A 23,971-nucleotide genomic window follows, 5' to 3' on the forward strand; every position below is an offset into this window, starting at 1 on the left:
ATTATCACCGAAGGTATGGTAGCGCCCATCGCCCGCCCCGCCCGGGGCCCGCCCAAGGAGCGTCCTGCATGTTCGAACTGCGCGGAGCCGGTTTCGCCATCGCCGACCGGCCGCTGCTCGCCGCCACCGACCTGACCCTGGAGGGCGGCCGGGTGCATGGCCTGATCGGCCACAACGGCTCGGGCAAGTCGACCCTGCTCAAGCTGCTGGCCCGCCAGCAGCCGGCGAGCCGGGGCGAGCTGCACTTCGCCGGGCGCCCCCTGGCCCGCTGGGGCCATCGCGAGTTCGCCCGTCGGGTGGCCTACCTGCCCCAGCAGCTGCCCGCCACCGAGAACCTGCTCGGCCGCGAGCTGGTGGGCATGGGTCGCTACCCCTGGCGCGGCCTGCTGGGCCGGCATACCCGCGAGGACGAGGCGGCCATCGACCGCGCCATCGCCGCGACCCATACCGAGGCCTTCGCCGACCGCCTGGTCGACACCCTCTCGGGCGGCGAACGCCAGCGGGTCTGGCTGGCCATGCTGCTGGCTCAGGGCAGCGACTTCCTGCTGCTCGACGAGCCGCTCGCCGCACTGGACATCGCCCACCAGGTGGAGGTGCTGGCGCTGATCCGCACGCTCAGCCAGACGCTGGGGCTCGGCGTGGTGATCGTGCTCCACGACGTCAACATGGCGGCGCGCTACTGCGACCACCTGGTCGCCCTGCATGGCGGGCGCGTGCTGACCCGGGGCACTCCGGCCGAGCTGATGGACGAGGCCACCCTGGAGGCGATCTACGGCATCCCCATGCGGGTGATGGCGCATCCCACCGGCCAGCATCCTGTCGCCCTGGTCCATGCCTGATGCGCCCATGACAGCCTGTCCGCCCGCTACCGAGCCCTCTGACCAAGCCTCTCGCCCCTGATGACACTCTCCCTCTTGCGCCCGGCCACGCTCTTGTTCGCCTCGCCCATGCCGGCCTGTCCGCTTCGCCGCGCTTTCGCCGCGCTGCTGCTGGCCCTGGCACTCGTGCCAACGCCTCGCGCCCTGGCCCAGCCGGCCGTCGCTACCCTCGACTGGACCCTGGCCGAGACCCTGGTGGCGCTGGGCGTCACGCCGGCCGGGGTCGCCCAGGTCGATGCCTACCAGGCCTGGGTCGGCGCCCCGCGCCTGCCCGAGGCCACCGTCGATCTCGGCCTGCGCAGCCAGCCCAACCTGGAGCTGCTGGCGAGCCTGGCGCCCGACCGCATCCTGATCTCGCCGATGTTCGCCAACCTGGCGCCGCGTCTGTCGCGCATCGCCCCGGTCACGACCCTGCCGTTCTACACCCGGGGCCGCGAGACCTGGCCCCAGCTGCTTGAGCTGACCCGCGAGGTCGGTCGCCTGGCCAACCGGGAGGCGGCCGCCGAGCGGCTGATCGCCGGGACGGAGACGCGCCTCGCGGCCCTGCGGCAGCGGCTACCCGCGCGGGTGGCGCCGCTGCTGGTGGTGCAGTTCATGGACGAGCGCCACGTCCGGGTGTTCGGCAAGGGCGGCCTCTACCAGGCCGTGATGGCCCGCCTGGGGCTGGAGAATGCCTGGCGCGGCGAGACCAACGCCTGGGGCTTCTCGCTGGTGGGCCTGGAGCAGCTGGCCGGCCTGGAGGCTCGGCTGGTGGTGGTCGAACCCTACCCGCTGGGGGTCGAGGCCGCGCTGGCCGACAGCGGCCTCTGGCAGCAGCAGCCCAGCGTGCGTAACGAATCCCTGATCACCCTGCCCCCGGTATGGAGCTTCGGCGCCCTGCCCTCGGCGCAGCGCTTCGCCGATCATCTGGTGGCCGCCCTGGAGGAGGCGCCCCATGACGACTGAGGCCGCCCGCCGCCACGCCCCGGCCCTGGTCTGCCTGCTGCCGGGCCTGGCGTTGCTGGCCCTGATACTCGGCTCGCTCGCCGAGGAGGGGCTGTTCGATGGCCTGCGCGCGCTGACGACGGTGACGCCGGCGAGTGCGGAGTCGCTGGTGCGCCACTACAGCTGGTGGCCGCGCCTGGCCATGGCGCTGCTGGCCGGCGGCGGCCTGGCCTTGGCCGGGGTGCTGATGCAGCAGGTGCTGCGCAACCCGCTGGCCGCCCCCACCACCCTGGGGGTGGCCAGCGGCGCCAACCTGGCGCTGATGGCCGCCACCCTGCTCGCCCCCGGCCTGCTGCTGGTCGGGCGCGAATGGGTGGCCCTGGCCGGTGGCGCCGGTGCCATGGCGCTGGTCTTCGCCCTGACCTGGCGCCGCGGGCTCTCCCCCGCGGTGGTGGTCCTCGCCGGCCTGGTGGTCAACCTCTACGCCGGGGCGCTGGGCATGGTGCTGTTGCTCTTCCACCAGGAGACCCTCAAGGGGCTGCTGATCTGGGGCGCCGGCTCGCTTTCCCAGAACGGCTGGCATGACGCCGCCTTCCTGGCCCCGCGGCTGCTGCTGGGCGCCCTGGCGGCCTGGCTGCTACTGCGGCCATTGACGGTGCTCGAACTCGACGACGCCAGCGCCAGGAGCCTCGGCGTCTCGCTGAAGCACCTGCGCCTGGCGGGGCTGGGGCTGGCGGTCTTCCTCACCGGCTGCGTGGTCAGCGTGGTGGGGGTGGTCGGCTTCATCGGCCTGGCGGCACCCAATATCGTGCGCCTGGCCGGGGCGCGCCGCCTGGGGGCGCGGCTGGTCTGGTCGACGCTGCTCGGCGCCCTGCTGCTGGCCACCACCGACCTGCTGCTGCAGCGCTTCGCCGGCAGCCTGCCCACCCTGCTTCCCACCGGGGCCACCACGGCCGCCCTGGGGGCGCCGCTGCTGCTGTGGCTGATCCCCCGGCTGCGCCTGGAGGCCAGCCGCCCGCCCGCCAGCGCCACGGCCCTGGCCCCGCGCCACCCGGCCCCCGGACGACTGGCCGCAGAGCTGGCCCTGGGCCTTCTCGCCGCCCTGCTGCTTGCCCTGCTGCTGGGCCAAGCGGCCGGCGGCTGGTTCGCCACCCTCGACGAGACGGTACTGGCCTGGCGCTGGCCGCGACTGCTGGCCGCGGCGGGCAGCGGGGTGATGCTGGCCATCGCCGGCACCCTGATCCAGCGCCTCACCGCCAACCCCATGGCGAGCCCCGAGGTGCTGGGCATCAGCGGCGGCAGCGCCATCGCGCTGATCGCGGCGCTCTTCCTGCTGCCCGCCCCCGGCAACCTGACCCTGGTCGCCGCCGGCACCCTGGGGGCACTGGCCAGCCTGGCGGTGCTGGTCGTGCTCAACCGGCGCAGCGGCTTCGTGCCCGAACGGCTGCTGCTCAGTGGCGTGGCGATCACCGCGCTGTTCGATGCCGTGCGCGCCATCGTGCTCGCCGGCGGCGACCCCCGCGGCCAGCAGGTGATCGCCTGGCTCTCGGGCTCCACCTACTACGTCGATCCCGTCGGCGCGGCCGTGGTGGTGGGCCTCGCCGTGGTGCTGGCCCTGGCGGCACGCCCCTTCGCCCGCTGGCTGGATATCCTGCCGCTGGGGGCGGCCACGGCCGCGGCCCTGGGAGTCAGGGTCGAGCGGGCCCGGCTGGCGTTGCTGCTGCTGGTCGCGCTGCTGACCGCCTGCGCCACCCTGGTGGTGGGCCCGCTCTCCTTCGTCGGCCTGCTGGCCCCTCATATGGCTCGGCTGGCGGGCTTCTCCCGGGCCCGCGCCCACCTGCTGGGGGCCGCGCTGATCGGCGCCCTGCTGATGGTGCTGGCGGACTGGCTGGGCCGCCAGCTGCTGTTCCCCGCGGAGATCCCCGCCGGCCTGGTGGCCTCGCTGCTGGGCGGCGCCTACTTCATGTGGGGCCTCGGGCGCCGCTGACCGGGCGGACTCGAGAGGCACCATTGAACTCGGCAGCCGCTGGCCACACTAAACGGGTGAGGCGTCGACAGGCGCCATCGATCACATGGACCCTCACGGACCACAAGGAGTGAACGCATGGCCCAACGCAAACCGCTGAACCACGCCATCAGGCAGGCCACCCTCGGGGCGCTGCTTGCCGGCGGCCTGGCCGTGACCGGCAGTGCCCTGGCCCAGCCCCAGGGCCTCTACTCGGCCGACGAACTGGTCGATGCCAGTGTGTATGCCACTTCCAGCAGCGAACAGGTCGGCGAGGTCGAGGACATCCTGCTCGACAACGACATGCAGGTCCGCGCCCTGGTCATCGACACCGGTAACCTGCTCGACTTCCAGGGCAACCAGCAGTTCGTGATCGAGACAGGGAAGTTCACCGTCGAGACCCAGAACGGCAACAGCCTGGAGGAGATCGTGTACCGGGTGAATGTCGACATGAGCGAGGAGCAGATCGCCCAGCAGCCGCAGTACACCAACGACTGGTGGCAGAACGCTCGGAAAGGGGCCCAGCAGGCCTGGGAGGACACCAAGGAGGGCGCCGCCAGCGCCTGGGAATCCACCCAGGAAGGGGCATCACGCGCCCTGGACCGCATCGGCGAGGCCCTGGAGAACGTCGGCGAACGGACCCAGGAGGCCGCCAACCGCTCCGCCGAGTGACGGCTCACTCGCCCCCTGCCCGCCAAGCCCGGTCATCGACCGGGCTTTTTGCTGGGCGTCGACGGCTCTGGCTCTTCGCCAGTGACGCGTTCTAATCTGAGGAAGCTGGCGTTTCGATCCTTGGCCCCGGCCCGTGCCGGGGCCTTTTCATGCCGGCGGCACACCGGAGTTGCCCCGACGGGCCCGCATTCACGACAATACGCGGCCTTTCCCTACCGCCACGCAAGGATGCCGCCCATGCTCGCCGAACTCTTCGCCGTGATGGCGCCCGTGCTCACCGGCGCCGGGCTCGGCTTCCTCTGGGTGCGCCTGGGCCACGACTTCCCGGTGGCCTTCGTCACCCGGCTGGTGTTCAACATCGGCACCCCGGCCCTGGTGCTGGCTTCGCTTGCCGGCGCCGAGATCGACGCCGGCAGCTTCGGGCGCACCATGCTGGCCACGGCGCTGGTGCTCACCGCCATGGCCGGCATGGCCTTCCTGCTGGCCCGGCTGCTGGGCAAGGACTGGCGGGTGCTGCTGGCCCCCACCATGTACCCCAACACCGGCAACATGGGCCTGCCGGTGGTGCTCTACGCCTTCGGCAGCGCCGGCTTCGCGTTCGGCATCACGGTGATGGTCACGGTCTCGCTGTTCCAGTTCACCCTGGGCACCCTGCTGGCGAGCCGCGGCAATCCGCTGAAGGCGCTGGCCAGGACGCCGGTGGTCTACGCCATCCTGATCGCCCTGGGGCTGCTGCTCACCGACACCGACCTGCCCCGCTGGCTCGCCAACAGCGTCGACCTGATCTCGGGCTTCACGGTGCCGCTGATGCTGATCACCCTGGGCGTCTCGCTGGCCAGCATCCATGCCCGCAACCTCGGCTCCGGCATCGGCTTCAGCCTGCTGCGCATTCCGGTGGCCGCCGGGGTCGCCTGGGGCATCGGCACCCTGCTGGCGCTACCGCCCATGGCGCTGGCCATCCTGGTGCTGCAGATGAGCATGCCGGTGGCGGTGTTCAACTACCTCTTCGCCCAGAAGGCCGGCCGCGAGCCCCAGTACGTGGCGAGCCTGGTGTTCTGCTCCACCCTGCTGTCGCTGGTCTACCTGCCGATCCTGCTGGCGATCCTGATGTAGCGCCGCCCTCGCCTGTGCCCCCGCGGGGAACACCCTCGCCCCGGCAGAGTCCCTGTGTAGGGTCCTTGTGAAGGGCCCCTATGCGGGTAGAGCCAACGAGGGGGAAGCCACATGCACTCGCCACGTCACGCACTCTCGACCGCCCTGCTGCTGGGCGGTGCCCTGATCGCCGGCCCGGCCGTGGCCGCCGAGGTGGTCGAGGAGCGCATCATCACCGACCACCATGAGCTGCGCCTGGAGCGCGTGGCCTCGGGCCTCACGCATCCCTGGTCGGCCGCCGAGCTGCCCGACGGCCAGTGGCTGGTCAGCGAGCGGCCCGGCCGCCTGGTGCGCATCGATGCCCAGGGCGAGGTCACGCGTCTCTCCGGCGCGCCCAAGGTCTCCACCCGCGGCCAGGGCGGCCTGCTCGATGTGGTCCTGCATCCCGACTACGGCGAGGGCAGCGACTGGGTCTACCTCACCTGGAGCCAGGCCGGCAATGGCGGCAGCGCCACCACCCTCTCCCGCGGGCGCCTGGAGGGCGACGCCCTGGTCGACCTGGAGACGCTGTTCGTCCAGGACCGCTTCTCCCGGCCCGGCCGCCACTATGGCTCGCGGCTGGCCTGGCTGCCCGACGGCACCCTGCTGATGAGCGTCGGCGAGCGCGGCAGTCCCGAGCGCGCCCAGGACCGCGGCGACCACGCCGGCAGCGTGCTGCGCCTGACCGCCGAGGGCGAGGTGCCGGACGACAACCCTTTCGTCGACGACGATGACGCCCGGCCCGAGCTCTTCACCTACGGCAACCGCAACCCCCAGGGCCTGACCGTGGCCGCCGACGGCACGGCCTGGTCTACCGAGCACGGCCCGCGCACCGGCGACGAGCTCAACCGCCTCGAGGCCGGGGTCAACTACGGCTGGCCCGAGGTGAGCCGCGGCAACGACTACGCCACCAACCGGCCCATCGGCCGCGACAGCGCCCCCGGCATGCGCGACCCCGTGCATGTCTTCGCCGGGCGCTTCGCTCCCTCGGGGCTGGCCGAGGTCACAGGCGACACCTTTACCGCCTGGCAGGGCCACCTGCTGGCCGGGGGCCTGGCCAGCGAGCGGCTGGTGCGCCTCGCCCTGGACGGCGACAGGGTGGTCGAGCGCGAGGTGATCCTCGAGGGCGAGATCGGCCGCATACGCGACGTGCGCCTGGGCCGCGACGGCGCCCTCTACCTGCTCAGCGACCACGCCGACGGCGGCCTCTACCGCCTGGTCCCCGCCGACTAGCCACGACGAGGGCCGCACCGGACGCGGCCCCGACGACCACAGGGATCCCCATGCGCCTGCGCAACCTGATCATCGTCACGGTCATCGTGCCGCTCTTCCTGGTGCTGATGGTCTTCAGCCTGGTGGCGATCAAGTCGCTGGAGGAGAACGTGCGTGCCAAGCTGGAGACCGAGGTCCAGACCATCAGCCGCGCCATCGGCACCTCCCTGGGCTATGCCCTGACCCGCGAGACCCCCGAGTCGCTGCAGGAGACCCTGCAGTCGGCCTTCTCCTACAACCGCATCTACGGCGCCTATGTCTTCGACATCACGGGCCAGCAGATCCACGGTCTGGGGCTCGGCGAGGCGCTCTACGACGCCGAGGAGCTCAAGGCCGTGGTGGAGGCGGGCGAGATGCGCAGCGACTATCGCGACGACGGGGGCTGGACCTACTTCTCGACCCTGATGCCGCTGCGCGCCCCCGACGGCACCATCCTCGGCGTGCTCCAGGTCAATCGGCTCAATACCGGCATCGAGAACTACACCGGCTTTCTCAGCCTGCTCGCCCTGGTCGCCTTCGGTATCGGTGCCGCGGGCATCGTGCTCGGCATCTGGTGGATGTTCCGACGCCATATCGAGCGCCCGCTGAGCCGACTGCTCGAGGTGATGGAGCGGGTCGCCCGGGGCGAACGCCGCCAGCGAGCCACGATCCACGGCCTCGACGAGTTCCGCCGGCTGGGCCTGGCCCTCAACCACATGCTCGACGCCCTGGCCGAGAAGGATGCCGACATCGAGGCCCGGCAGCGCCGCGAGATCGAGCTGGAGCGTCGACTGCGCAAGTCGCGCAAGCTGGCCGAGCTCGGTGTGCTGGCCGCGGGGGTTGCCCATGAGGTCGGCACGCCGCTGACCGTCATCGAGGGCCAGGCCCAGCGTCTCGAGCGCCGCGACGGCATCGGCGACGACGAACGGCGGCGCCTGGGACGCATCCGCGGCGAGGTACAGCGCATCGTCGAGATCGTGCGCCAGTTGATGGACCTGGGGCGCCAGCACAGTGTCGACAAGACGCGGCTCGCCCTGGACGACCTGGTCCACGACGCCCGGCAGCTGGTCGAGGCCGACCTCGAGGCGCACGACATTCGCCTCGAGCCGACCCTCCCGGACCCGCCGTTGACGCTGCTGGCCAATGGCCAGCAGCTGGTCCAGGTCCTCACCAACCTGCTGCGCAATGCCACCCAGGCCGAGGGCGTCCGGCGGATACGGCTGGCGGCCCGCCGCCGCGACGACAGCCTCTGCCTGACCATCGAGGACGACGGCTGCGGCATTCCCGAGGCCGACCGGGCCCGGGTCTTCGACCCCTTCTTCACCACCAAGCCCGTGGGCCAGGGCAGCGGCCTCGGGCTCTCCATGGTCCATCGCATCATCAACGACCACGGCGGCTCCATCGGCGCCTTCGACAGCGCGCTGGGAGGCGCCGGCTTCGAGATCGTGCTGCCACTCGAGGACACCACCCCATGAACGGACACGCCATGCCAGACACGGAACGCGACATGACTGCCCTGCCCCTGCTGGTCGTCGAGGACGACCCGGCTATCCTGGAACTGCTCGAGGAGGAGCTGGCCGACGCCGGCTACCCGACCCTGGCCGCGACCAGTGCCGAGCAGGCCCTGGCCACGCTCAGCCACAGCGAGGTGGCCCTGGTGATCAGTGACGTGCGACTGCCGGGCATCGACGGCATGCAACTGCTCGAGCGGCTGCGCCGCGAGGGGAGCGCGGTGGGCTTCATCGTGATCACCGCCTTCGGCACCATCGACCAGGCGGTGGAGGCACTCAAGCAGGGCGCCGACGACTTCCTGACCAAGCCGCTGGACCTGGAGGGGCTGCGCGAGGCGGTCTACCGGGTGCTGGAGAGCCGCCGCCTGGCCTCTCGCCTGGCGAGCGACGGGGCGGCGAACAGCTTCCACGGCATCGTCGGCGAGAGCGAGGCCATGCAGTCGCTGTTCCATGACGCCGCCCGGCTGGCGGACAGCGACGCGCCCATGCTGCTGCTCGGCGAGAGCGGTACCGGCAAGGAGCTGATGGCGCGGGCCGTGCACGCCGAGAGCCCGCGTCGCGATGGCCCCTTCGTCGCCGTGAACTGCGCCAGTATTCCCGCCGAGCTGATGGAGAGCGAGTTCTTCGGCCATGTGAAGGGCGCCTTCACCGGCGCCGACGACGCCCGCCAGGGGCTCTTCCAGGCTGCGCGGGGGGGCAGCCTCTTCCTCGACGAGATCGGCGAGATGCCCGTCGCGCTGCAGGCCAAGCTGCTGCGGGCCCTGCAGGAGAAGAGCGTGCGCCCGGTGGGCGCCGAGCGAGAGGAAGCCGTGGACGTGCGCATCATTGCCGCCACCCATCGCCAGCTGGAGCAGGAGATCGAGGCGGGGCACTTCCGCAGCGACCTCTTCTATCGCCTGGAGACCTTCTCACTGCGCATCCCGCCGCTGCGCGAACGGGAGGGGGACATCGAACGGCTGATCCCGGCGCTGATCGACAAGCATGCCGGTCAGCAGGAAAAACGCATCGCGCGCATCGAGCCGGCGGCCCTGGAGGCCCTGCTCGGCTATGACTATCCGGGCAACGTCCGCGAGCTGGAGAACGCCATCATGCGGGCGGTGACCCTGGCCGAGGCGGGAGAGCTCTGTCACGCCGACCTGCCCCAGCGGCTCCGCGACCAGGGCGAGGCCCGGCGTCGCGCCTGCCGCGAGACCCGGGCCGAAAGGACACTGGCAAGCGCCGCCACCCAGGCGGAGTGGCCGAGCCTGGAAGAGGTGGAGAAGCGCTATATCCGCAAGGTGCTGGCGGCCACGGGTGGCAACAAGCGGCGCACCGCCGAGGTGCTGGGGATCGCCCGGCGCACCCTCTACCGGCGCCTCGAGGAGGAGTAGCCAGAAAAAAAAGGACCCCTGCCGCAGCAGGGGCCAGGGGTCACATGCCGGGCCGGGCAGAGGGGAACGCGATGCACCGGCCTGGGAAGGGCATGGACCGGGAGAACCGTCCATCACGCAGGCGCCGCCCCGCGAAGCGGGGCGGCTCGGAGGGCTTACCAGCCCTGCTCCTCATCGTCGCTGCTATCGCCCTCCTCGTCCCAGGGCGCTTCCTGTTCCTCGTTCTCGTACTCCTCTTCGGCGCCGGGCATCGCCTCGGTGCCTTCACCGAAGCCGGGGTCGCCGGCCGGCTCACCCGCTGCGGGATCCGCCTGCTGGGTAGAGGGGTCGGCCGCGGAGTCGGTGCTCTGGGCCGCGGGGTCGTCGCCCGGCAGGACCGGGTCCCCCTGGGCATTGGGATCGGCTGACGGGGCACCGGCCGCCGGATCGCCGGCCGCCGGATCCGCCTGCTGGCTCATGGGGTCGGCCGCGGAGTCGGTGCTCTGGGCAGCCGGGTCGGTGGGCTCCTCGTGCATGTCGCCGAAGGCCAGCGGGCTGGCGATCAGGCCGAACGAGACACCGAGAATGCCGAGCTTCCTGAGGGTTTCCTTGGACATCATCTTGCACCTCCTTCCTTCATGAAGATCGAGGGTGGATCGGGCGGGAATTGCCCGTAGTGACCGGCGGTTGTCCGGTCGGCCGGTCACCGATGAGACGCCGGCGGTCAGGAGCCGCTACGGTCGTCGTCTTGCTCCGGGCCATCGGATGACGGCGCGGTGGCGGAGGCCGAATCACCGGACGCCGCCTTTGAATCCATGGTGGTCTCCTGGTCCAGGACCTGGCCCTGCTGGCTGGCGGGATCCTGGCTCTCCATGCTCGTGTCCTGCTCGCTGTCGGTCCCCTGCCCCATGGAAGAGGACTCTTTCTCCGTGGTTGAAGACTCTTCCTTCGTGGTTGAAGACTCTCCCTCCATGGTGGAAGACGCCTCGCCGGCCGGCGCTTCCGTCGGCGGCGGCTCCTCCTCGCCGTTGCCGCATCCGGCCAGGGCCAGGCTGCCGAACCCCAGGGCGGCGATCGCGGCGAGGGTCGTCAGCCGGCGCGATCGCCGCTCGCGGGGCCTGTCTCGGTTCAGCTCTTGGTCGGTCATCGTTTTCTCCCTGGGTCGTCGGGTCGTCACCCAACAACAAGCAGGCAGCGTGCCAGGCACTGCAATCCGCGATATAAACCTTTTAAGACAATATCTTGAAATACATCCGGCAGGCAGGAGGCGCGGCGCATCGAGGGCCGGGAGGTGGTCAGATTCGACACATGGGTCACTCCTGCGCCATCCTGCACGTCTTCAACACCCCGGGTTTTAATTTGAATGACCATTCAAAAACCGCTAGGGTAGGGGCCACTCCAACGTCATCCGATGCGCTGTCAACGCAGCAGCCTGGCATCATGACGTCGTTTTCTTACGTCACGACACTCGACCCTTCGGCGCTTCCCGCCCAGTGGCGGGGAGCCGACAAAAGGCAGAGCCAATGAACGAGAACCGAAACGTCAAGATTCGGGTACGCAACCTGAGCAAGGTCTTCGGCAACCAGCCGAAGAAGGCGCTCGAACTGCGCGACCAGGGACTGAAACGCCCAGAGATCCTCGACAAGACCGGCCAGACACTGGGCCTGTCGAACATCGACTTCGATGTCTACGAGGGCGAGCTGCTGGTGATCATGGGACTGTCCGGCTCGGGCAAGTCCACCCTGATCCGTTGCCTCAATCGTCTGATCGAGCCCTCCGAGGGGGAGATCGTCATCGACGGCGAGAACATTCCCGAGCTCGGCGACAAGGCGCTGCTGGAGTGCCGCCGCCGCCACTTCTCCATGGTGTTCCAGAACTTCGCGCTCTTCCCCCACCGCACGGTGCAGCAGAACGCCGAGTTCGGCCTCGAGATCCGCGGCGTGGAGAAGGAAGAGCGGACCCGTGTGGCTCGCAACGCCCTCCACCAGGTGGGTCTGGATGGCTGGGAAGATGCCTATCCCAACCAGCTCTCCGGCGGCATGCAGCAGCGCGTGGGCCTGGCCAGGGCACTGGCCAACGACTCGACGGTGCTGCTGATGGACGAGGCCTTCTCGGCGCTGGACCCGCTGATCCGAGGCGACATGCAGCAGGAGCTGCTCGAGTTGCAGCACCGCATGCAGAAGACCACGGTGTTCATCACCCACGACCTGGACGAGGCGATCAACATCGCCGACCGCATCATCCTGCTCAAGGATGGCGAGATCGTTCAGATCGGCACGCCGGAGGATATCCTCACCCATCCCGCGGACGACTATGTGGCGCGCTTCATCGAGGGCGTGGACATGTCCAAGATCCTCACCGCGCAGCACGCCATGCGGCCGGTGCGCGCCACCGCCCGCGAGGAGGACGGCCCGCGCACCACCCTGCGCAAGATGAGCGAGAACGGGCTGGACTCCATCTACGTCACCAGCCGCGACCGCAAGCTGCAGGGTCTCGTCGTGGTGGACGCCGTCGAGCAGGCCGCGAAGGCAGGCAAGGAGAGCATCCGTGACATCATGACCCAGGACTTCCGTGCCGTCGGCCCCGACGAACCGCTGCACAATCTCTTCGCCATGTTCAGCGAGAAGAGCTTCCCCATCGCCGTGGTGGATGACAGCCGCAAGCTGCTGGGTGTGGTGGTCAAGGGCGCCGTCCTCGACGAGCTGGCCCAGGCCGCCGAGCCCGCCCGGGTGGGTGAAGACGGGAGCGATAACGCGAACCAGAACATCGCAGCGGCAGGAGACGCATGATGGCTATCGAGATTCCGAGCATCCCGCTGGGCGACTGGATCGAGGGTGGCCTCGACTGGCTGACCAGCGAATACTCCATCGTCACCCGCGCCATCTCCCGGGTGACCCAGACCGGCATCGACGGGCTCAACGACGCCCTGATGTGGCTCCCCGAGTGGGGCCTGCTGGCGATCATCGTCGGCCTCTGCTGGTGGGTGGCGAACCTTCGCCTGGGCATCGGCGCCGCCCTCGGCCTGGCGCTGATCTGGAACCTGGGGCTCTGGGAGCCGATGATCGAGACCCTCACCCTGGTGGTGATCGCCACCTTCGTGGCGGTAGTGATCGCCATCCCGGTGGGCATCGCCGCGGCGCTCTCCGAGCGGCTCTACAAGACGATCATGCCGATCCTGGACTTCATGCAGACCATGCCGGCCTTCGTCTACCTGATCCCGGCGATTCCCTTCTTCGGCATCGGCTCGGTGTCGGCGATCTTCGCCACGGTGATCTTCTCCATGCCGCCGGCGATCCGCTTCACCACTCTGGGCATCCGTCAGGTGCCGGTGGAGCTGATCGAGGCCGCCGACGCCTACGGCGCGACCCGCGGCCAGAAGCTGGTCAAGGTGCAGTTGCCGATGTCGCTGCCCACGGTGATGGCCGGGATCAACCAGACCATCATGCTGGCGCTCTCCATGGTGGTGATCGCCGCCATGATCGGCGCCGATGGCCTGGGCAGCGAGGTGTGGCGCGCCATCCAGCGCCTGCGCCCGGGCGACGGCTTCGAGGCCGGCATCGCCGTGGTGATCCTGGCCATGCTGCTCGACCGCGTGACCCAGTCGCTGCGCAAGGGCCGCAAGTCCTGATCGTTGAGGCCACCCCTTGAATCCGTCGGGGGGCACCTCCAAGGTAAATGGTTGAACATCAAGAGAAGGGGAACACGATGAAGAAGCACCCGCTGAACCGTCGCATCCGTCTCGCCGGCCTGGCCATGGCCGCCGGCACCGCGCTCGCCGCCGGTTCCGCCCAGGCCCAGGACAAGGGCAGCGTGCACCTGGCCTACGTGGAGTGGTCCTCCGAGGTCGCCTCCACCAACGTGGTGCGCGCCGTGCTGGAGCAGGCCGGTTACGAGGTGGAGATGACCTCGCTCTCCGCCGCCGCCATGTGGCAGGCCGTGGCCACCGGCGATGCCGACGCCATCGTTGCCGCCTGGCTGCCGACCACCCACGCCGACTACATGGAGCGCGTGGGTGACGAGGTCGTCGACCTGGGGCCCAACCTCGACGGTACCAGGCTGGGCCTGGTGGTGCCGGCGTACACCGACGTCGAGTCCATTGCCGACCTCGACGCGAATGCCGACGCCTTCGACGGCAAGATCACCGGCATCGATCCGGGCGCCGGCATCATGGGCCTCACCGAGGAAGTGGTCGAGGCCTACGAGCTCGAGGAGATGGATATCCAGAGCGGCAGCGGTGCCACCATGACCGCCGCCCTGGAAAGCGCCATCCAGAACGAGCAGGACATCGTCGTCACCGGCTGGACGCCGCACTGGAAGTTCTCCCGCTGGGACCTCAAATACCTCGAGGACCCGAAGAACGTCTACGGCGATGCCGAGCAGATCCATACCATCGCCCGCCAGGGGCTCGAGGAGGAGATGCCGGAGGCCTACGCCATCCTGGACGCCTTCGAGTGGACCCCCGAGCAGATGGGCGAGGTCATGCTGATGAACCAGGAGGAGGACGCCGACCCCTACGAGAACGCCAAGCAGTGGGTCGAGGAGAACCAGGACCTGGTCCAGGAGTGGCTGCCCGAATCCTGAGGGTAGGACAGGCCTCGCCCGTCCGGCGAGGCTGACCGCATCGAGCGCAAGGGGAGACACCGCAGGGTGTCTCCCCTTCTCGTTGTGGAAGCGTGCCCAGTTGCGCCACCTTGTCGCCCGATACCGACAAGCCCACTGCAATCCTCCGCCGGGATGGGTACCATCACCGCTCGGGATGCGCAGTGCGCCGTTGAATCGTCGCCTGGCAAGGTGGCGCGAAACGGTCACACTGAACAGATTCGCAGGACCTTCGTGGCCAACAAGGAGATACAGGCATGTTCAAGAAGATCATGGTGCCGGTCGACCTGGCACATCTCGAGCTGATCGAGCCGTCGCTTCAGGCGGTGGCGGACCTTGCTCGCCACTATGATGCCGAGATCTGCTACGTGGGGGTGACCGCCAATACGCCCGGCAGCGTGGCGCGAACGCCCCAGGAGTACACGCAGAAGCTCGAGGCCTTCGCCCAGGAGCGGCACAAGGTCCACGGCCAGCCGGTCACCACCCATACCATCGTCAGCCCCGACCCGATCGCCGATCTCGATGACGACCTGATCGAGGCCATCGACGAGGTGGGTGCCGACCTGGTGGTCATGCCGACCCATCCCCCCAAGCATGTGGATGCGATCATCCCGTCCCACGGCGGCAAGGTGGCGACGCATACCAAGGCATCGGTGTTCCTGGTGCGTCCCAGCGCCGGCAAGTAAGCCGGGTCGTCAAGCGCAAGCACACCCATAACTGCAAGGGAGATGTCTCGTGGCTCAAGATCCCCAAGACGAGAAACCTCAGGAGCCAACTGCCGGTTCCGAGGGGATTCCCGCCCCGCAGGGGGCGGCGAACCTGATCGATACCGACTACGTGATCGGGCAAGACAACATCACCGCATCCCCCCTGGGGATCAACGTGGACCTGCACGGCAAGGTCTTCCTCTTCTCCTCGATCGTGATCCTGCTGTTCGTGATCCTGACGCTGGCGCTGCAGGATCAGATGGAGCCGATCTTCAACAGCATGTTCAGCTTCCTGACCACCAACCTGGGCTGGTTCTTCCTGCTCGGTGCCAATGTCTTCGCGCTCCTGGCGCTGGTGCTGATCTTCACCCCACTGGGCAAGGTACGTATTGGCGGTGCTGATGCCACGCCGGACTTCGGCTACCTGGGCTGGTTCTCGATGCTGTTCGCCGCCGGCATGGGCATCGGGCTGATGTTCTACGGGGTCTCGGAACCGCTGGGCCACTACGGCACCGCCATGGGCGGTATCAGCGTGGGCGAGGATGGCATACGCACCGACTGGGCCCCCCTGGGGGCTGCCGCGGGAGACCAGGCCGGCGCCATCGACCTGAGCATGGCCGCCACCATCTTCCACTGGGGCTTTCACCCCTGGGGTGCCTACGCCATCGTCGGCCTGTCGCTGGCGATCTTCGCCTTCAACAAGGGCCTGCCGCTGACCATGCGCTCGATCTTCTACCCCATCCTGGGCGAGCGCATCTGGGGCTGGCCAGGGCACGTGATCGATATCCTGGCAGTATTCGCCACCCTGTTTGGCCTGACCACCTCGCTGGGCATCGGCGCCACCCAGGCGGCCGGGGGCCTCGAGTATCTGTTCGGCATCCCCGCCGGCGATACCACCCTGGTGCTGCTGATCATGGGCATCACTCTGGTCGCTCTGGGCTCGATCTTGCTCGGTGTCGACAAGGGCGTGCAGCGCCTCTCGCAGATCAACATGGTGCTCGCCGCCCTGCTGCTGCTGTTCGTGATCATCGTCGGCCCGACGCTGATGATCGCCACCGGCATCGTCGATAGCCTGGTGGGCTACGCGACCCATCTGCCAGCGCTCTCCATGCCGTTCGGGCGCGAGGACGCCAACTTCAGCCAGGGCTGGACGGCCTTCTACTGGGCCTGGTGGATCGCCTGGTCGCCCTTCGTCGGCATGTTCATTGCCCGCGTCAGCCGTGGCCGCACCGTGCGTGAGTTCCTGATCTCGGTGCTGCTGGTGCCGACCTTTGCCTCGGTGGTGTGGATGACCGCCTTCGGTACCACGGCCATTGACCAGGTGGTCAATCAAGGCCTCACCGAGGTGCAGGATGCCGCCCTGGAGCTTCAGCTCTTCACCATGCTCGAGCACCTGCCGCTGAGTGCCATTACCTCCTTCATCGGCATCGTGCTGGTGATCGTGTTCTTCATCACCTCGTCGGACTCCGGGTCGCTGGTGATCGACTCCATCACAGCGGGCGGCAAGGTCGATGCTCCCAAGCCCCAGCGTATCTTCTGGGCGCTGATCGAGGGTGCATTGGCCATCGCGCTGCTGCTCGGCGGTGGCCTCGCCGCCCTGCAGACGGCTGCCCTCACCACCGGGTTGCCCTTCACCCTGGTGCTGCTGGTGGGCTGTTACGGCATCGTCAAGGGGCTGATGAGCGAGCCGAAAGCCAAGTAGGCCCGACACGCTACGTAAAGTATTCGGTAAGCAACGGAAAGGCGGCCGGCGGGCCGCCTTTCTCGTTTCCGTTTCCTCTTCCCGGCCGGGTCAGCTCCAGAGCGCACTCACCGGGGTCGCAGGGCTATAGTGGCGGGCCACCTGGGCCTGCAGCAGCTCGGCGGTGGCCAGGGCATCGATCAGCGCGTGGTGCCCCGAATAGACGGGCAGGCCGTAGCGGGCACGGCTGTCGTAGAGGCGGATGGAGGCCGGTGGCCTGCCGATCCAGCGCTTGAAACGGGCCAGCAGCGATTGACGGTGGATGCGCGCCTCCAGCGACATGGTATCGATGACCGGGAACATCACGCCCTCCCCCACCCTTGCCTTCACCGCGGCGTCCAGGAAGGGCCGCTCGATGTGCCGGTAGTGGACCACCACCAGGCGTCCCGCCAGGGCCTCGAGCAACTCGTCGAGGATCTCGTCGAGGTCCGGGGCCCGGGCGATGTCGGCGTGGGTGATGTGGTGGAAGGTCACCGACTCCTCGCTGAGCGGGCGCGAGGGCCGCACGACCCAGTAGCGGCGCCGTGACAGGGCGATGCGACCCAGGGTGAAGGGCACCACGCCGATACTGACGATGGCGTGGCGCCGCTCGTCCAGGCCGGTGGTCTCCATGTCCAGGGCCACCATCGGCGCCTCGCCGATGGGGGTCTCGGGGGCCGGCAGGCCGGCGGCAAAGAAGCGTGCCAGCCTCGGGTCTCTCGCCGCCTCGGCGCGGCGGGCCAGGTACTCCGGCCAGCCCGGGGTCGGCGGGGAGGCTCGCGGACGCAGGCGCACCATGGCCATCTCAGCGGGACCGCGAGCGCGACGGCATGGGATAGCGGAACTTGAGGAACTTCTGGGCGTTGCTCAGCACCTGGAAGGCATCCTTGAGATTATGGCGCTCGGTGTCGGAGACGTTCTCCGGCTCGATGTTGTTGTCCGGGCTCCGCTCGTGCTCGATATCGATCACGTGGTGGCGGATCCGCGACATCGAGAGGAACTCGAGGGCATAGCGCAGCTTCTGGCTCACCCCGGGTGCCAGCAGCTGGGTGCGGTCGATGTCGTCGAGGCGCGCGAAGCTGTTCTGGGCCCGCGACCCGCAGGCCAGGGCATGTACCCGGACCAGGTCCGTCAGCGGCGCGGTGCCGCGGCGCTTGAGGTTGATGGAGTTGTTGTGCTTGCCGTCCTTCTCCATGACGAAGGTGCGAAAGAAGCCCAGCGGCGGGGTGCGGTTCAGGGCATTGCGGGCCATCGCGGCCAGGAACAGCGGGCTCTTGGGAGCCCGGGTGGCCACCAGGTCCTGGAGCTGCTCGACGAAGGGGTTCTCGCCGTACACGGCATCCAGGTCGAAGAAGATCGAGCTGTGCAGCAGCCGCTCCGGCGAGGGCTGGTCGATCCACTCCCGGAAGTACTGCTTCCATACCGACAGCGGCTGCCGCCAGCGGGCATTGGTGGCCATGATGTCGCCCTTGCAGTAGGGGTAGCCGCAGGCATCCAGGCCATCGCTGACGCGCTGCGCCAGCGCCAGGAAGTAGGTATCGTGGCGCTCGGGGTCGAAATCGTCGGCGAGCACCAGGGCATTGTCCTGGTCGGTGACGATGGACTGCTCGTTGCGCGCCATGGAGCCCAGGGCCATGAAGCAGTAGCCCACCGGCGGCGGCCCCAGCTCCTCCTCGGCCAGTTCCAGCAGCCGGCGCGTGAAGCTGCGCCCGATGGTGGAGAGCGCGCTGCCCACCATGCGTGAATCCGCCCCCTCCTCGACCATGCGCACGAAGGCGTCGCGCACGTCGGGGGCCAGCCGCGCCAGGCCCTCGACGCTGGACTGGTGGAAAATGTTGCTCACCAGGTAGAGGCTGCTGCCGGTCTCGTAGCGGATGATATCGGAGAGGTGCACGATGCCTACCGGGTGGCGACGGTGCATCACCGGCAGGTGATGGATATTGTTGCGCAGCATGCACAGCATCGCCTCGTGCACCGACTCGTCGGACTGGATGGCGATCAGGCGGGGACCGATCACCTCCCCCACCGGCGTCTCGGGGGAGCGTCCCTCGGCCACCACATGCTTGCGGAAGTCGCTGTCGGTGAGGATGCCCTGCACCTGCCAGTGGCGATCCTGGCTGTCGCGGAAGGTATAGCGGGGCGTATCGCCGGGGGCATCGAGCACCAGCACCGCCGAGGCGCCGAACTCGGTGATCTGGCGGGCGGCCTCCTGCACCGTGGTGCTGGCCTCGACCATCACCGGGTAGCGGGTCAGCAGCTTGCGCACCCGGGTGATCATCATGTCGCTGTTCTTCTTCTGCTCCTTGACCGTTGACTCCAGGCGCGGCCGCTCGAGCTCGACGAAGTCGGCGAAGTTGTCGTCGGCCTCGCAGAGCCGCTGGAAGGCGGGCTCGGGGATGAAGTAGATCAGGCTGTCTTCCATGGCCCGGGCCGGGAAGCGCGCCCGGTGGTTCCTCAGCAGGCTGAAGTGCCCGAAGATGTCGCCCTCGCCCAGGCGGTTGTAGAGTTCGCCGCCGCGGCGATAGACCTCCACCGCGCCGCTGCGGATGTAGCATAGTTCATGGACCTCCTGGTCGAGCACCAGGATGTCGCTGCCGGCCTTGAAGTAGGCCACCTCCACGCTGCCGGCCACTTCGTCGAGCAGCTCGTCACTGAGGCCGTCGAAGGGCGGGTGGCGCCCCAGGTGCTGGCGGATCTCAAGCAGTTCCACGTCCATGCCCTTGCTCCCCGCGCGCTGTGAATGTGCCCAGTCTGTAATGGCCCATCCGCCCTGTAAAGCAGGGCCCAGCTGGAGGAGGCATCCCTCGGGGAGTCGGCCAGCCCCTTGACAGCAAAAAGGCCACCCCGAGCGGAGTGGCCTTGCGGTGGCCGAAGCAACGGCCTGGACGGTGGAGACGTCTTACGAGTTCTGACCGTCGTTGGAGGCGTTGGCCTTGGCCATCTCCTGGACGCGCTGCATCAGCTCCGGATCCTGCTGGATGGCCTGGCCGATGGCGTTGAAGGTATCCACCTCGAGACCGCTGTTCTGGACAGCCTTGACCATCTCGTCGTTGGCCTCCTGGCGGACGTCCTGCTGGGCCTGCTCGTCCTCTGCAGACTGCAGCTGCTGGGTGTACTCCTGGGAGATGACGGCGATCTCCTGGGAGGCGTCGGCAAACTGCTGCAGCTGCTGGTCGGAGAAGTCCTGGGCCGGTGCAGTCGCCTGCGGCTGTTCTGCGTTGGCTGCAGAGTCCTGCTGCGCCTGGGCAGTGGCGGCCAGGCCGAGCGAGAGAAGTGCGGCCGAGAACAGAGCAGTCATCCGTTGCATGAATACCTCCAGGGTGTGGCGTTATGAATGTGCCCCTCTGTGACGCCCCCCGCCCCCTCGAGTTCAGACTATCGCGTATCCAAATGTAATTTTTAGGTTTTTCCGGCCAAACGAAGAAGGCGCCCCCCCTCAGGGAGCGCCTTCTTTGCCGCTATGGGCCGACCACCTGGCGTCAACCGTAGGCCAGGTTGGGCAGCCAGGTGACCAGCGCCGGGAAGAGAATCACCAGCAGCAGCCCCAGCGCCTGGATCCCCAGGAAGGGGAAGGAGGAGCGGAAGATCTGCGCCATGGTGATATGCGGCGGACAGACCCCCTTGATGTAGAAGAGCGCATAGCCGAACGGCGGGCTGAGGAAGGACATCTGCATGTTGACCAGATAGATGACGCCGAACCACAGCGAGACATCGGCAGGGGCCACGCCGGGCAGGCCGAACACGCCGTCGAAGGTGAGCCCCTTGATCAGCGGCACGAAGATCGGCACGGCCAGCAGCAGGATGCCCACCCAGTCGAGGAACATGCCCAGCGCCACCAGCAGCACCATCATCAGCATCAGCACCGCATAGGGGCCAAGGCCTGCGCCGGAGATCAGCTCCTGAACGAAGGTCTGGCCGCCCTGCAGGATGTAGAAGCCGACGAAGATGCTGGCGCCGAAGATGATCCACATCACCATCGCCGAGGCGACCAGGGTGGTCATGCAGGCGGCATGCAGGTTGGGCCAGGTGAGGCGCTTGTGCATCGCGGCCACCACCAGGGCGCCGAAGGTCCCGATGCCGGCCGCCTCTACCGGGGTGGCGATGCCGGTGAAGATGACGCCCAGCACCAGGATCACCAGGACGATGGGCGCCAGCATGTTGCGCAGCAGGCGCAGCTTCTCCCCGGTGCTGACCCGGTCCTCGACCGGCATCGGCGGCGCCAGCTTGACGTTCAGGGTGCCGCGCATCCAGCAGTAGAAGCCGTACATGAAGGCCAGCAGCAGGCCGGGAATCAGCGAACCGAGGTAGAGCTCGCCCACCGACTGCTGGGCAATGACGCCGTAGATGATCGCCAGGATCGAGGGCGGGATCAGGATGCCCAGGGTCCCGCCGGCCATGATCGAGCCGATGGCGATCTCCGGGTCATAGTGGCGCTTGAGCATCGCCGGCAGGGCGATCAGGCCCATGGTCACCACCGCGGCCCCGATCACGCCGACCATGGCGGCCAGCAGCGTGGAGGCGATGACGGTCGCGATGGCCAGGCCCGCCTTGAGGCCACCCATCCACTTGTAGACGACGTCGAACAGCTCCTCGATGATCCCCGCCTTCTCCAGCACCGAGGCCATGAAGATGAACAGCGGGATGGCCGAGAGCTGGTAGTTGGTCATCATCGGGAAGATGCGCGAGGGCATCAGGTTGAGCATGGCCTGGTCGCCGACCAGGTAGAGGAAGGCCACCCCCAGGCCGCCGGTGACGAAGGCCAGCGGCAGGCCCGCCACCAGCACCACCATCAGCGAGCCGAACATCACCAGCGTCAGGGCACCGATGCCGACCGAGCCGAGGCTGTTCTCGAGGCTGCCCGCCAGGCTGTCGTAGTCGGTCACCGCGATGTTGATCATCTCGAAGACCACCCAGGCCGCCAGCAGGGCGGCAATGACCAGCAGCACGCGGGCAAAGGTCCGGCTGCCATCGTGCAGGCGCCAGTGGTAGCGATATGCCTGGGCGTCACGCACCAGCTGGCCGAAGCCCTGGAGCAACAGCAGCAGCGCGCCGAAGAAGAGCATGAACTTCACCGGATAGAACTGGATGGCCCACTCGGTGAAGGAGGTCTCGTTGGCGTAGCTGGAGCCGAAGAAGAACTGGTCGCTCACCGACTGGGAGAAGAACTTCCAGCCGGTCACCAGCAGCGCGATGGTGAAGATGAAGAAGAACACCGAGGTCACCAGGTCCAGCGCCGCCTTGTTGAGCGGCCGGGCGCGCTGGTAGAGGATATCCACGCGCACGTGCCCGCCCTCGCGCAGGGCATAGGCGCCGGCCACCAGGTACTGCATGCCGAACATCAGGGTCATCGACTCATGCACCCAGTTGGTCGGCGAGTTGAAGGCATAGCGCACCAGCACCTCGTAGGCGAAGGCGAAGGGGGCGATCAGCGCCCAGTAGGCCACGTAGCGGCCGGAAAACCCGGACAGGCGGTCGACGATGGTGGTGAAGAGGTTCCCGGGTGGCTGGTAGGCGACCTCGCCCTCCTCGCCGGCGGGCACCTCGGCGGTGTTGCCGCCGCTGATGGTACCGCCACGACGGAAGCTGCGGTCGACGAAGAACATCACCACCAGTGGCAACAAGAGCAGCACCGACCAGTAGAGCCAGTGCGGAAGAACGAATTCGATATCAAGATTCATGGACACTCCTCCGCGACACCATCACCTCCCGGCGATGGTTACGGATCATCGAGTCGACGGGATGCGGGATCGGTAGTGGTTACCCTACCAAACCGGGTGTTGCGGCCCTCGGCCCGCAACACCCGGAATGGTCGAGCAGACGGGTCAGACGTTGAGTTCGTAGTCCTTGATGTCCTCTTCGGTGATCAGTGCCACCGCGGGGTCCATCATGGTGTCGAGGTGCGCCTTGAACAGCCGCGCGGCATCCGGGTCCTTGTTGGCCCACTTGAACCACAGCGGGATGGCGGCATCGCGGAAGCGGCTGGCATCGTCCTCGCTGAGGTGGATGATCTCCACGCCCTTCTCGCGGTACTTCGGCCAGGCCTCGGCGTTGGCCTTCTGGATCGCCGCATAGTGCTCGCGGGAGTAGGCGGCCACCAGGTCGTGCATCAGGTCCTGGGTCTGCGGGGACATGCGCTCGAAGACGCGACGGTTCACGGAGATGTCCATGAGGTCGACGGCCTGGTGCAGGCAGGGCGTGGAAGGCGGCCCCATGATGATGTAGTCGGCCACCTGCCAGAAGCCCAGCTCATAGTTGACCGCCGCCCCGGTGTAGTCGGCGGCATCGATGGTCCCCTTCTCCAGGGCCGGATAGACCTCGGAGCCCGGCAGCAGGGTGGTCTGGGCGCCGATGGAGGCAAAGGTCTCGGCGACGATGCCGCCGGGCATGCGGATCTTGACCCCCTTGAAGTCGTCGAAGCTGCGCAGCGGCTTCTTGGAGTGGATCAGGTTGAGATCATGGTGGACATAGCCCAGCAGTTCCTGGCCCTGCTTGCGGTAGAGGTCCTTGGCGATGCCGAAGCCACCGTAGGCGCCGAACATCATGTCCCACTGGTGCGGCACGGAGAGCCCCATCGGATAGGCGGTGAGGAAGACGCCGGCCGGCATCTTGCCGGGCCAGTAGACGGTGAACCAGTTCTGGCCATCGAGCACGCCGTTGCGTACCGCATCGGCGACCTCGAAGGCGCCGGCCACGGCACCGGCGGGGAAGGGCTCGATGCGCACCTCGCCCCCCGTCGCCTCAGCGACGCCGGCAGCCCACTCCTCGAAGATCCGGTAGCCGGTGGTGCCCGGCTGCCAGGAGGACTGCATGCGGATACGGATGCCTTCCTGAGCCTGGACGTTGCCGACCCAGGGGGCCGCCACGGCCGCCGCCGACCCGACGGCCGCGGCCTTCAGGAAGTTACGCCGGCTCGGGGTCTTGAACTCCTTCAGGACTTTCGTGTTGTCGTTGTCGACGGATGAGATGCTTGACGGCTGCTTGTCGTCTTGCATGGCATGGTCTCCTGGTTGGGTAGCGAGCCCGCACCCATATGGGCGGGCATCAACGGGATCTTGTTGTTGTCTTCCCTGCGCCATCACGCGTGCCAACGGGCTCTGATGTTCAGCCGGCACGCAGGGCCCGCTATCCTTATGGGCCTCAGGGAAGATTCCATATATCTGGAAACGTCTTCCATGGCGAAAGCTAGCGAAAAGCCGGCTCCCGGCCAATAGCAACTTTCAACGC

General features: G+C 68.1%; 21 protein-coding genes. 13 read left to right on the plus strand and 8 right to left on the minus strand.

The genetic code is table 11. The annotated features are described in order from the left end of the window. Nucleotides 1-68 precede the first annotated feature (68 nt). From P8934_RS14005 to P8934_RS14040, 8 genes are all read left to right on the plus strand, one after another. Entirely contained in the window at nt 69-839 is a 771-nt protein-coding gene (locus P8934_RS14005) for an ATP-binding cassette domain-containing protein (RefSeq protein WP_278031596.1), read from the plus strand. A gap of 60 nt (nt 840-899) precedes the next feature. Next, nucleotides 900-1,823, plus strand: coding sequence for an iron-siderophore ABC transporter substrate-binding protein (locus tag P8934_RS14010; protein ID WP_278031597.1), 924 nt, complete (start codon nt 900-902; stop codon nt 1,821-1,823). Further along, complete coding sequence (gene fhuB / locus P8934_RS14015; protein WP_278031598.1) at nt 1,813-3,789, plus strand: Fe(3+)-hydroxamate ABC transporter permease FhuB; 1,977 nt, start codon at nt 1,813-1,815, stop codon at nt 3,787-3,789. The genes P8934_RS14010 and fhuB overlap by 11 nt, the downstream gene beginning before the upstream one ends. A gap of 117 nt (nt 3,790-3,906) precedes the next feature. After that, complete coding sequence (locus P8934_RS14020) at nt 3,907-4,479, plus strand: PRC-barrel domain-containing protein (RefSeq protein WP_278031599.1); 573 nt, start codon at nt 3,907-3,909, stop codon at nt 4,477-4,479. Nucleotides 4,480-4,716: 237 nt separating this feature from the next. Beyond that, a complete protein-coding gene (locus tag P8934_RS14025; protein ID WP_133635441.1) occupies nt 4,717-5,592 on the plus strand; it encodes an AEC family transporter in 876 nt (291 codons plus the stop codon). 111 nt (nt 5,593-5,703) lie between these two features. Then, nucleotides 5,704-6,843: a PQQ-dependent sugar dehydrogenase gene (locus P8934_RS14030; RefSeq protein WP_278031600.1), complete on the plus strand. Its 1,140-nt coding sequence runs from the start codon at nt 5,704-5,706 to the stop codon at nt 6,841-6,843. 50 nt (nt 6,844-6,893) lie between these two features. Then, on the plus strand, nt 6,894-8,336 hold the full coding sequence (locus P8934_RS14035) for an ATP-binding protein (RefSeq protein WP_278031601.1): 1,443 nt from the start codon (nt 6,894-6,896) through the stop codon (nt 8,334-8,336). 32 nt (nt 8,337-8,368) lie between these two features. Further along, a complete protein-coding gene (locus P8934_RS14040) occupies nt 8,369-9,742 on the plus strand; it encodes a sigma-54 dependent transcriptional regulator (protein ID WP_278031602.1) in 1,374 nt (457 codons plus the stop codon). A 155-nt stretch (nt 9,743-9,897) separates the two neighbouring features. On the opposite strand, the gene P8934_RS14045 is transcribed toward P8934_RS14040, so the two are convergent. The 3 genes from P8934_RS14045 to P8934_RS14055 all read right to left on the minus strand — a co-directional run bounded on the left by P8934_RS14045 (nt 9,898) and on the right by P8934_RS14055 (nt 11,092). After that, a complete protein-coding gene (locus P8934_RS14045; RefSeq protein WP_278031603.1) occupies nt 9,898-10,341 on the minus strand; it encodes a hypothetical protein in 444 nt (147 codons plus the stop codon). 104 nt (nt 10,342-10,445) lie between these two features. Then, nucleotides 10,446-10,868 (minus strand): hypothetical protein, encoded by a 423-nt coding sequence (locus tag P8934_RS14050; RefSeq protein ID WP_278031604.1) that lies wholly within the window; start codon nt 10,866-10,868, stop codon nt 10,446-10,448. A 26-nt stretch (nt 10,869-10,894) separates the two neighbouring features. Next, nucleotides 10,895-11,092: a hypothetical protein gene (locus P8934_RS14055; RefSeq protein WP_278031605.1), complete on the minus strand. Its 198-nt coding sequence runs from the start codon at nt 11,090-11,092 to the stop codon at nt 10,895-10,897. Between the two features lie 152 nt (nt 11,093-11,244). Between P8934_RS14055 and P8934_RS14060 the strand changes: the two genes are divergently transcribed. The 5 genes from P8934_RS14060 to P8934_RS14080 all read left to right on the plus strand — a co-directional run bounded on the left by P8934_RS14060 (nt 11,245) and on the right by P8934_RS14080 (nt 16,729). Further along, on the plus strand, nt 11,245-12,510 hold the full coding sequence (locus tag P8934_RS14060; protein ID WP_278031606.1) for a glycine betaine/L-proline ABC transporter ATP-binding protein: 1,266 nt from the start codon (nt 11,245-11,247) through the stop codon (nt 12,508-12,510). A 5-nt stretch (nt 12,511-12,515) separates the two neighbouring features. Beyond that, nucleotides 12,516-13,349 carry a proline/glycine betaine ABC transporter permease gene (locus P8934_RS14065; protein WP_106232247.1) on the plus strand — a complete coding sequence of 278 codons (834 nt, stop codon included), beginning with the start codon at nt 12,516-12,518 and terminating at the stop codon, nt 13,347-13,349. A 77-nt stretch (nt 13,350-13,426) separates the two neighbouring features. Continuing rightward, nucleotides 13,427-14,302, plus strand: coding sequence for a glycine betaine ABC transporter substrate-binding protein (locus P8934_RS14070; RefSeq protein WP_278031607.1), 876 nt, complete (start codon nt 13,427-13,429; stop codon nt 14,300-14,302). Between the two features lie 275 nt (nt 14,303-14,577). Further along, nucleotides 14,578-15,006: a universal stress protein gene (locus P8934_RS14075; RefSeq protein WP_278031608.1), complete on the plus strand. Its 429-nt coding sequence runs from the start codon at nt 14,578-14,580 to the stop codon at nt 15,004-15,006. Between the two features lie 49 nt (nt 15,007-15,055). Next, complete coding sequence (locus P8934_RS14080; RefSeq protein WP_278031609.1) at nt 15,056-16,729, plus strand: BCCT family transporter; 1,674 nt, start codon at nt 15,056-15,058, stop codon at nt 16,727-16,729. A gap of 90 nt (nt 16,730-16,819) precedes the next feature. On the opposite strand, the gene P8934_RS14085 is transcribed toward P8934_RS14080, so the two are convergent. From P8934_RS14085 to dctP, 5 genes are all read right to left on the minus strand, one after another. After that, on the minus strand, nt 16,820-17,545 hold the full coding sequence (locus P8934_RS14085) for a 3'-5' exonuclease (RefSeq protein WP_278031610.1): 726 nt from the start codon (nt 17,543-17,545) through the stop codon (nt 16,820-16,822). 7 nt (nt 17,546-17,552) lie between these two features. After that, nucleotides 17,553-19,463 carry a DUF294 nucleotidyltransferase-like domain-containing protein gene (locus P8934_RS14090; RefSeq protein ID WP_278031611.1) on the minus strand — a complete coding sequence of 637 codons (1,911 nt, stop codon included), beginning with the start codon at nt 19,461-19,463 and terminating at the stop codon, nt 17,553-17,555. 183 nt (nt 19,464-19,646) lie between these two features. Next, complete coding sequence (locus P8934_RS14095; RefSeq protein WP_278031612.1) at nt 19,647-20,054, minus strand: DUF4168 domain-containing protein; 408 nt, start codon at nt 20,052-20,054, stop codon at nt 19,647-19,649. 172 nt (nt 20,055-20,226) lie between these two features. After that, nucleotides 20,227-22,425, minus strand: coding sequence for a TRAP transporter large permease subunit (locus P8934_RS14100; protein ID WP_278031613.1), 2,199 nt, complete (start codon nt 22,423-22,425; stop codon nt 20,227-20,229). Nucleotides 22,426-22,569: 144 nt separating this feature from the next. Beyond that, nucleotides 22,570-23,739 carry a TRAP transporter substrate-binding protein DctP gene (gene dctP / locus P8934_RS14105; protein WP_278031614.1) on the minus strand — a complete coding sequence of 390 codons (1,170 nt, stop codon included), beginning with the start codon at nt 23,737-23,739 and terminating at the stop codon, nt 22,570-22,572. Nucleotides 23,740-23,971: the final 232 nt, after the last annotated feature.

Source organism: Halomonas sp. CKK8 (assembly GCF_029625235.1).
Classification (GTDB): Bacteria; Pseudomonadota; Gammaproteobacteria; order Pseudomonadales; family Halomonadaceae; genus Halomonas; species Halomonas ventosae.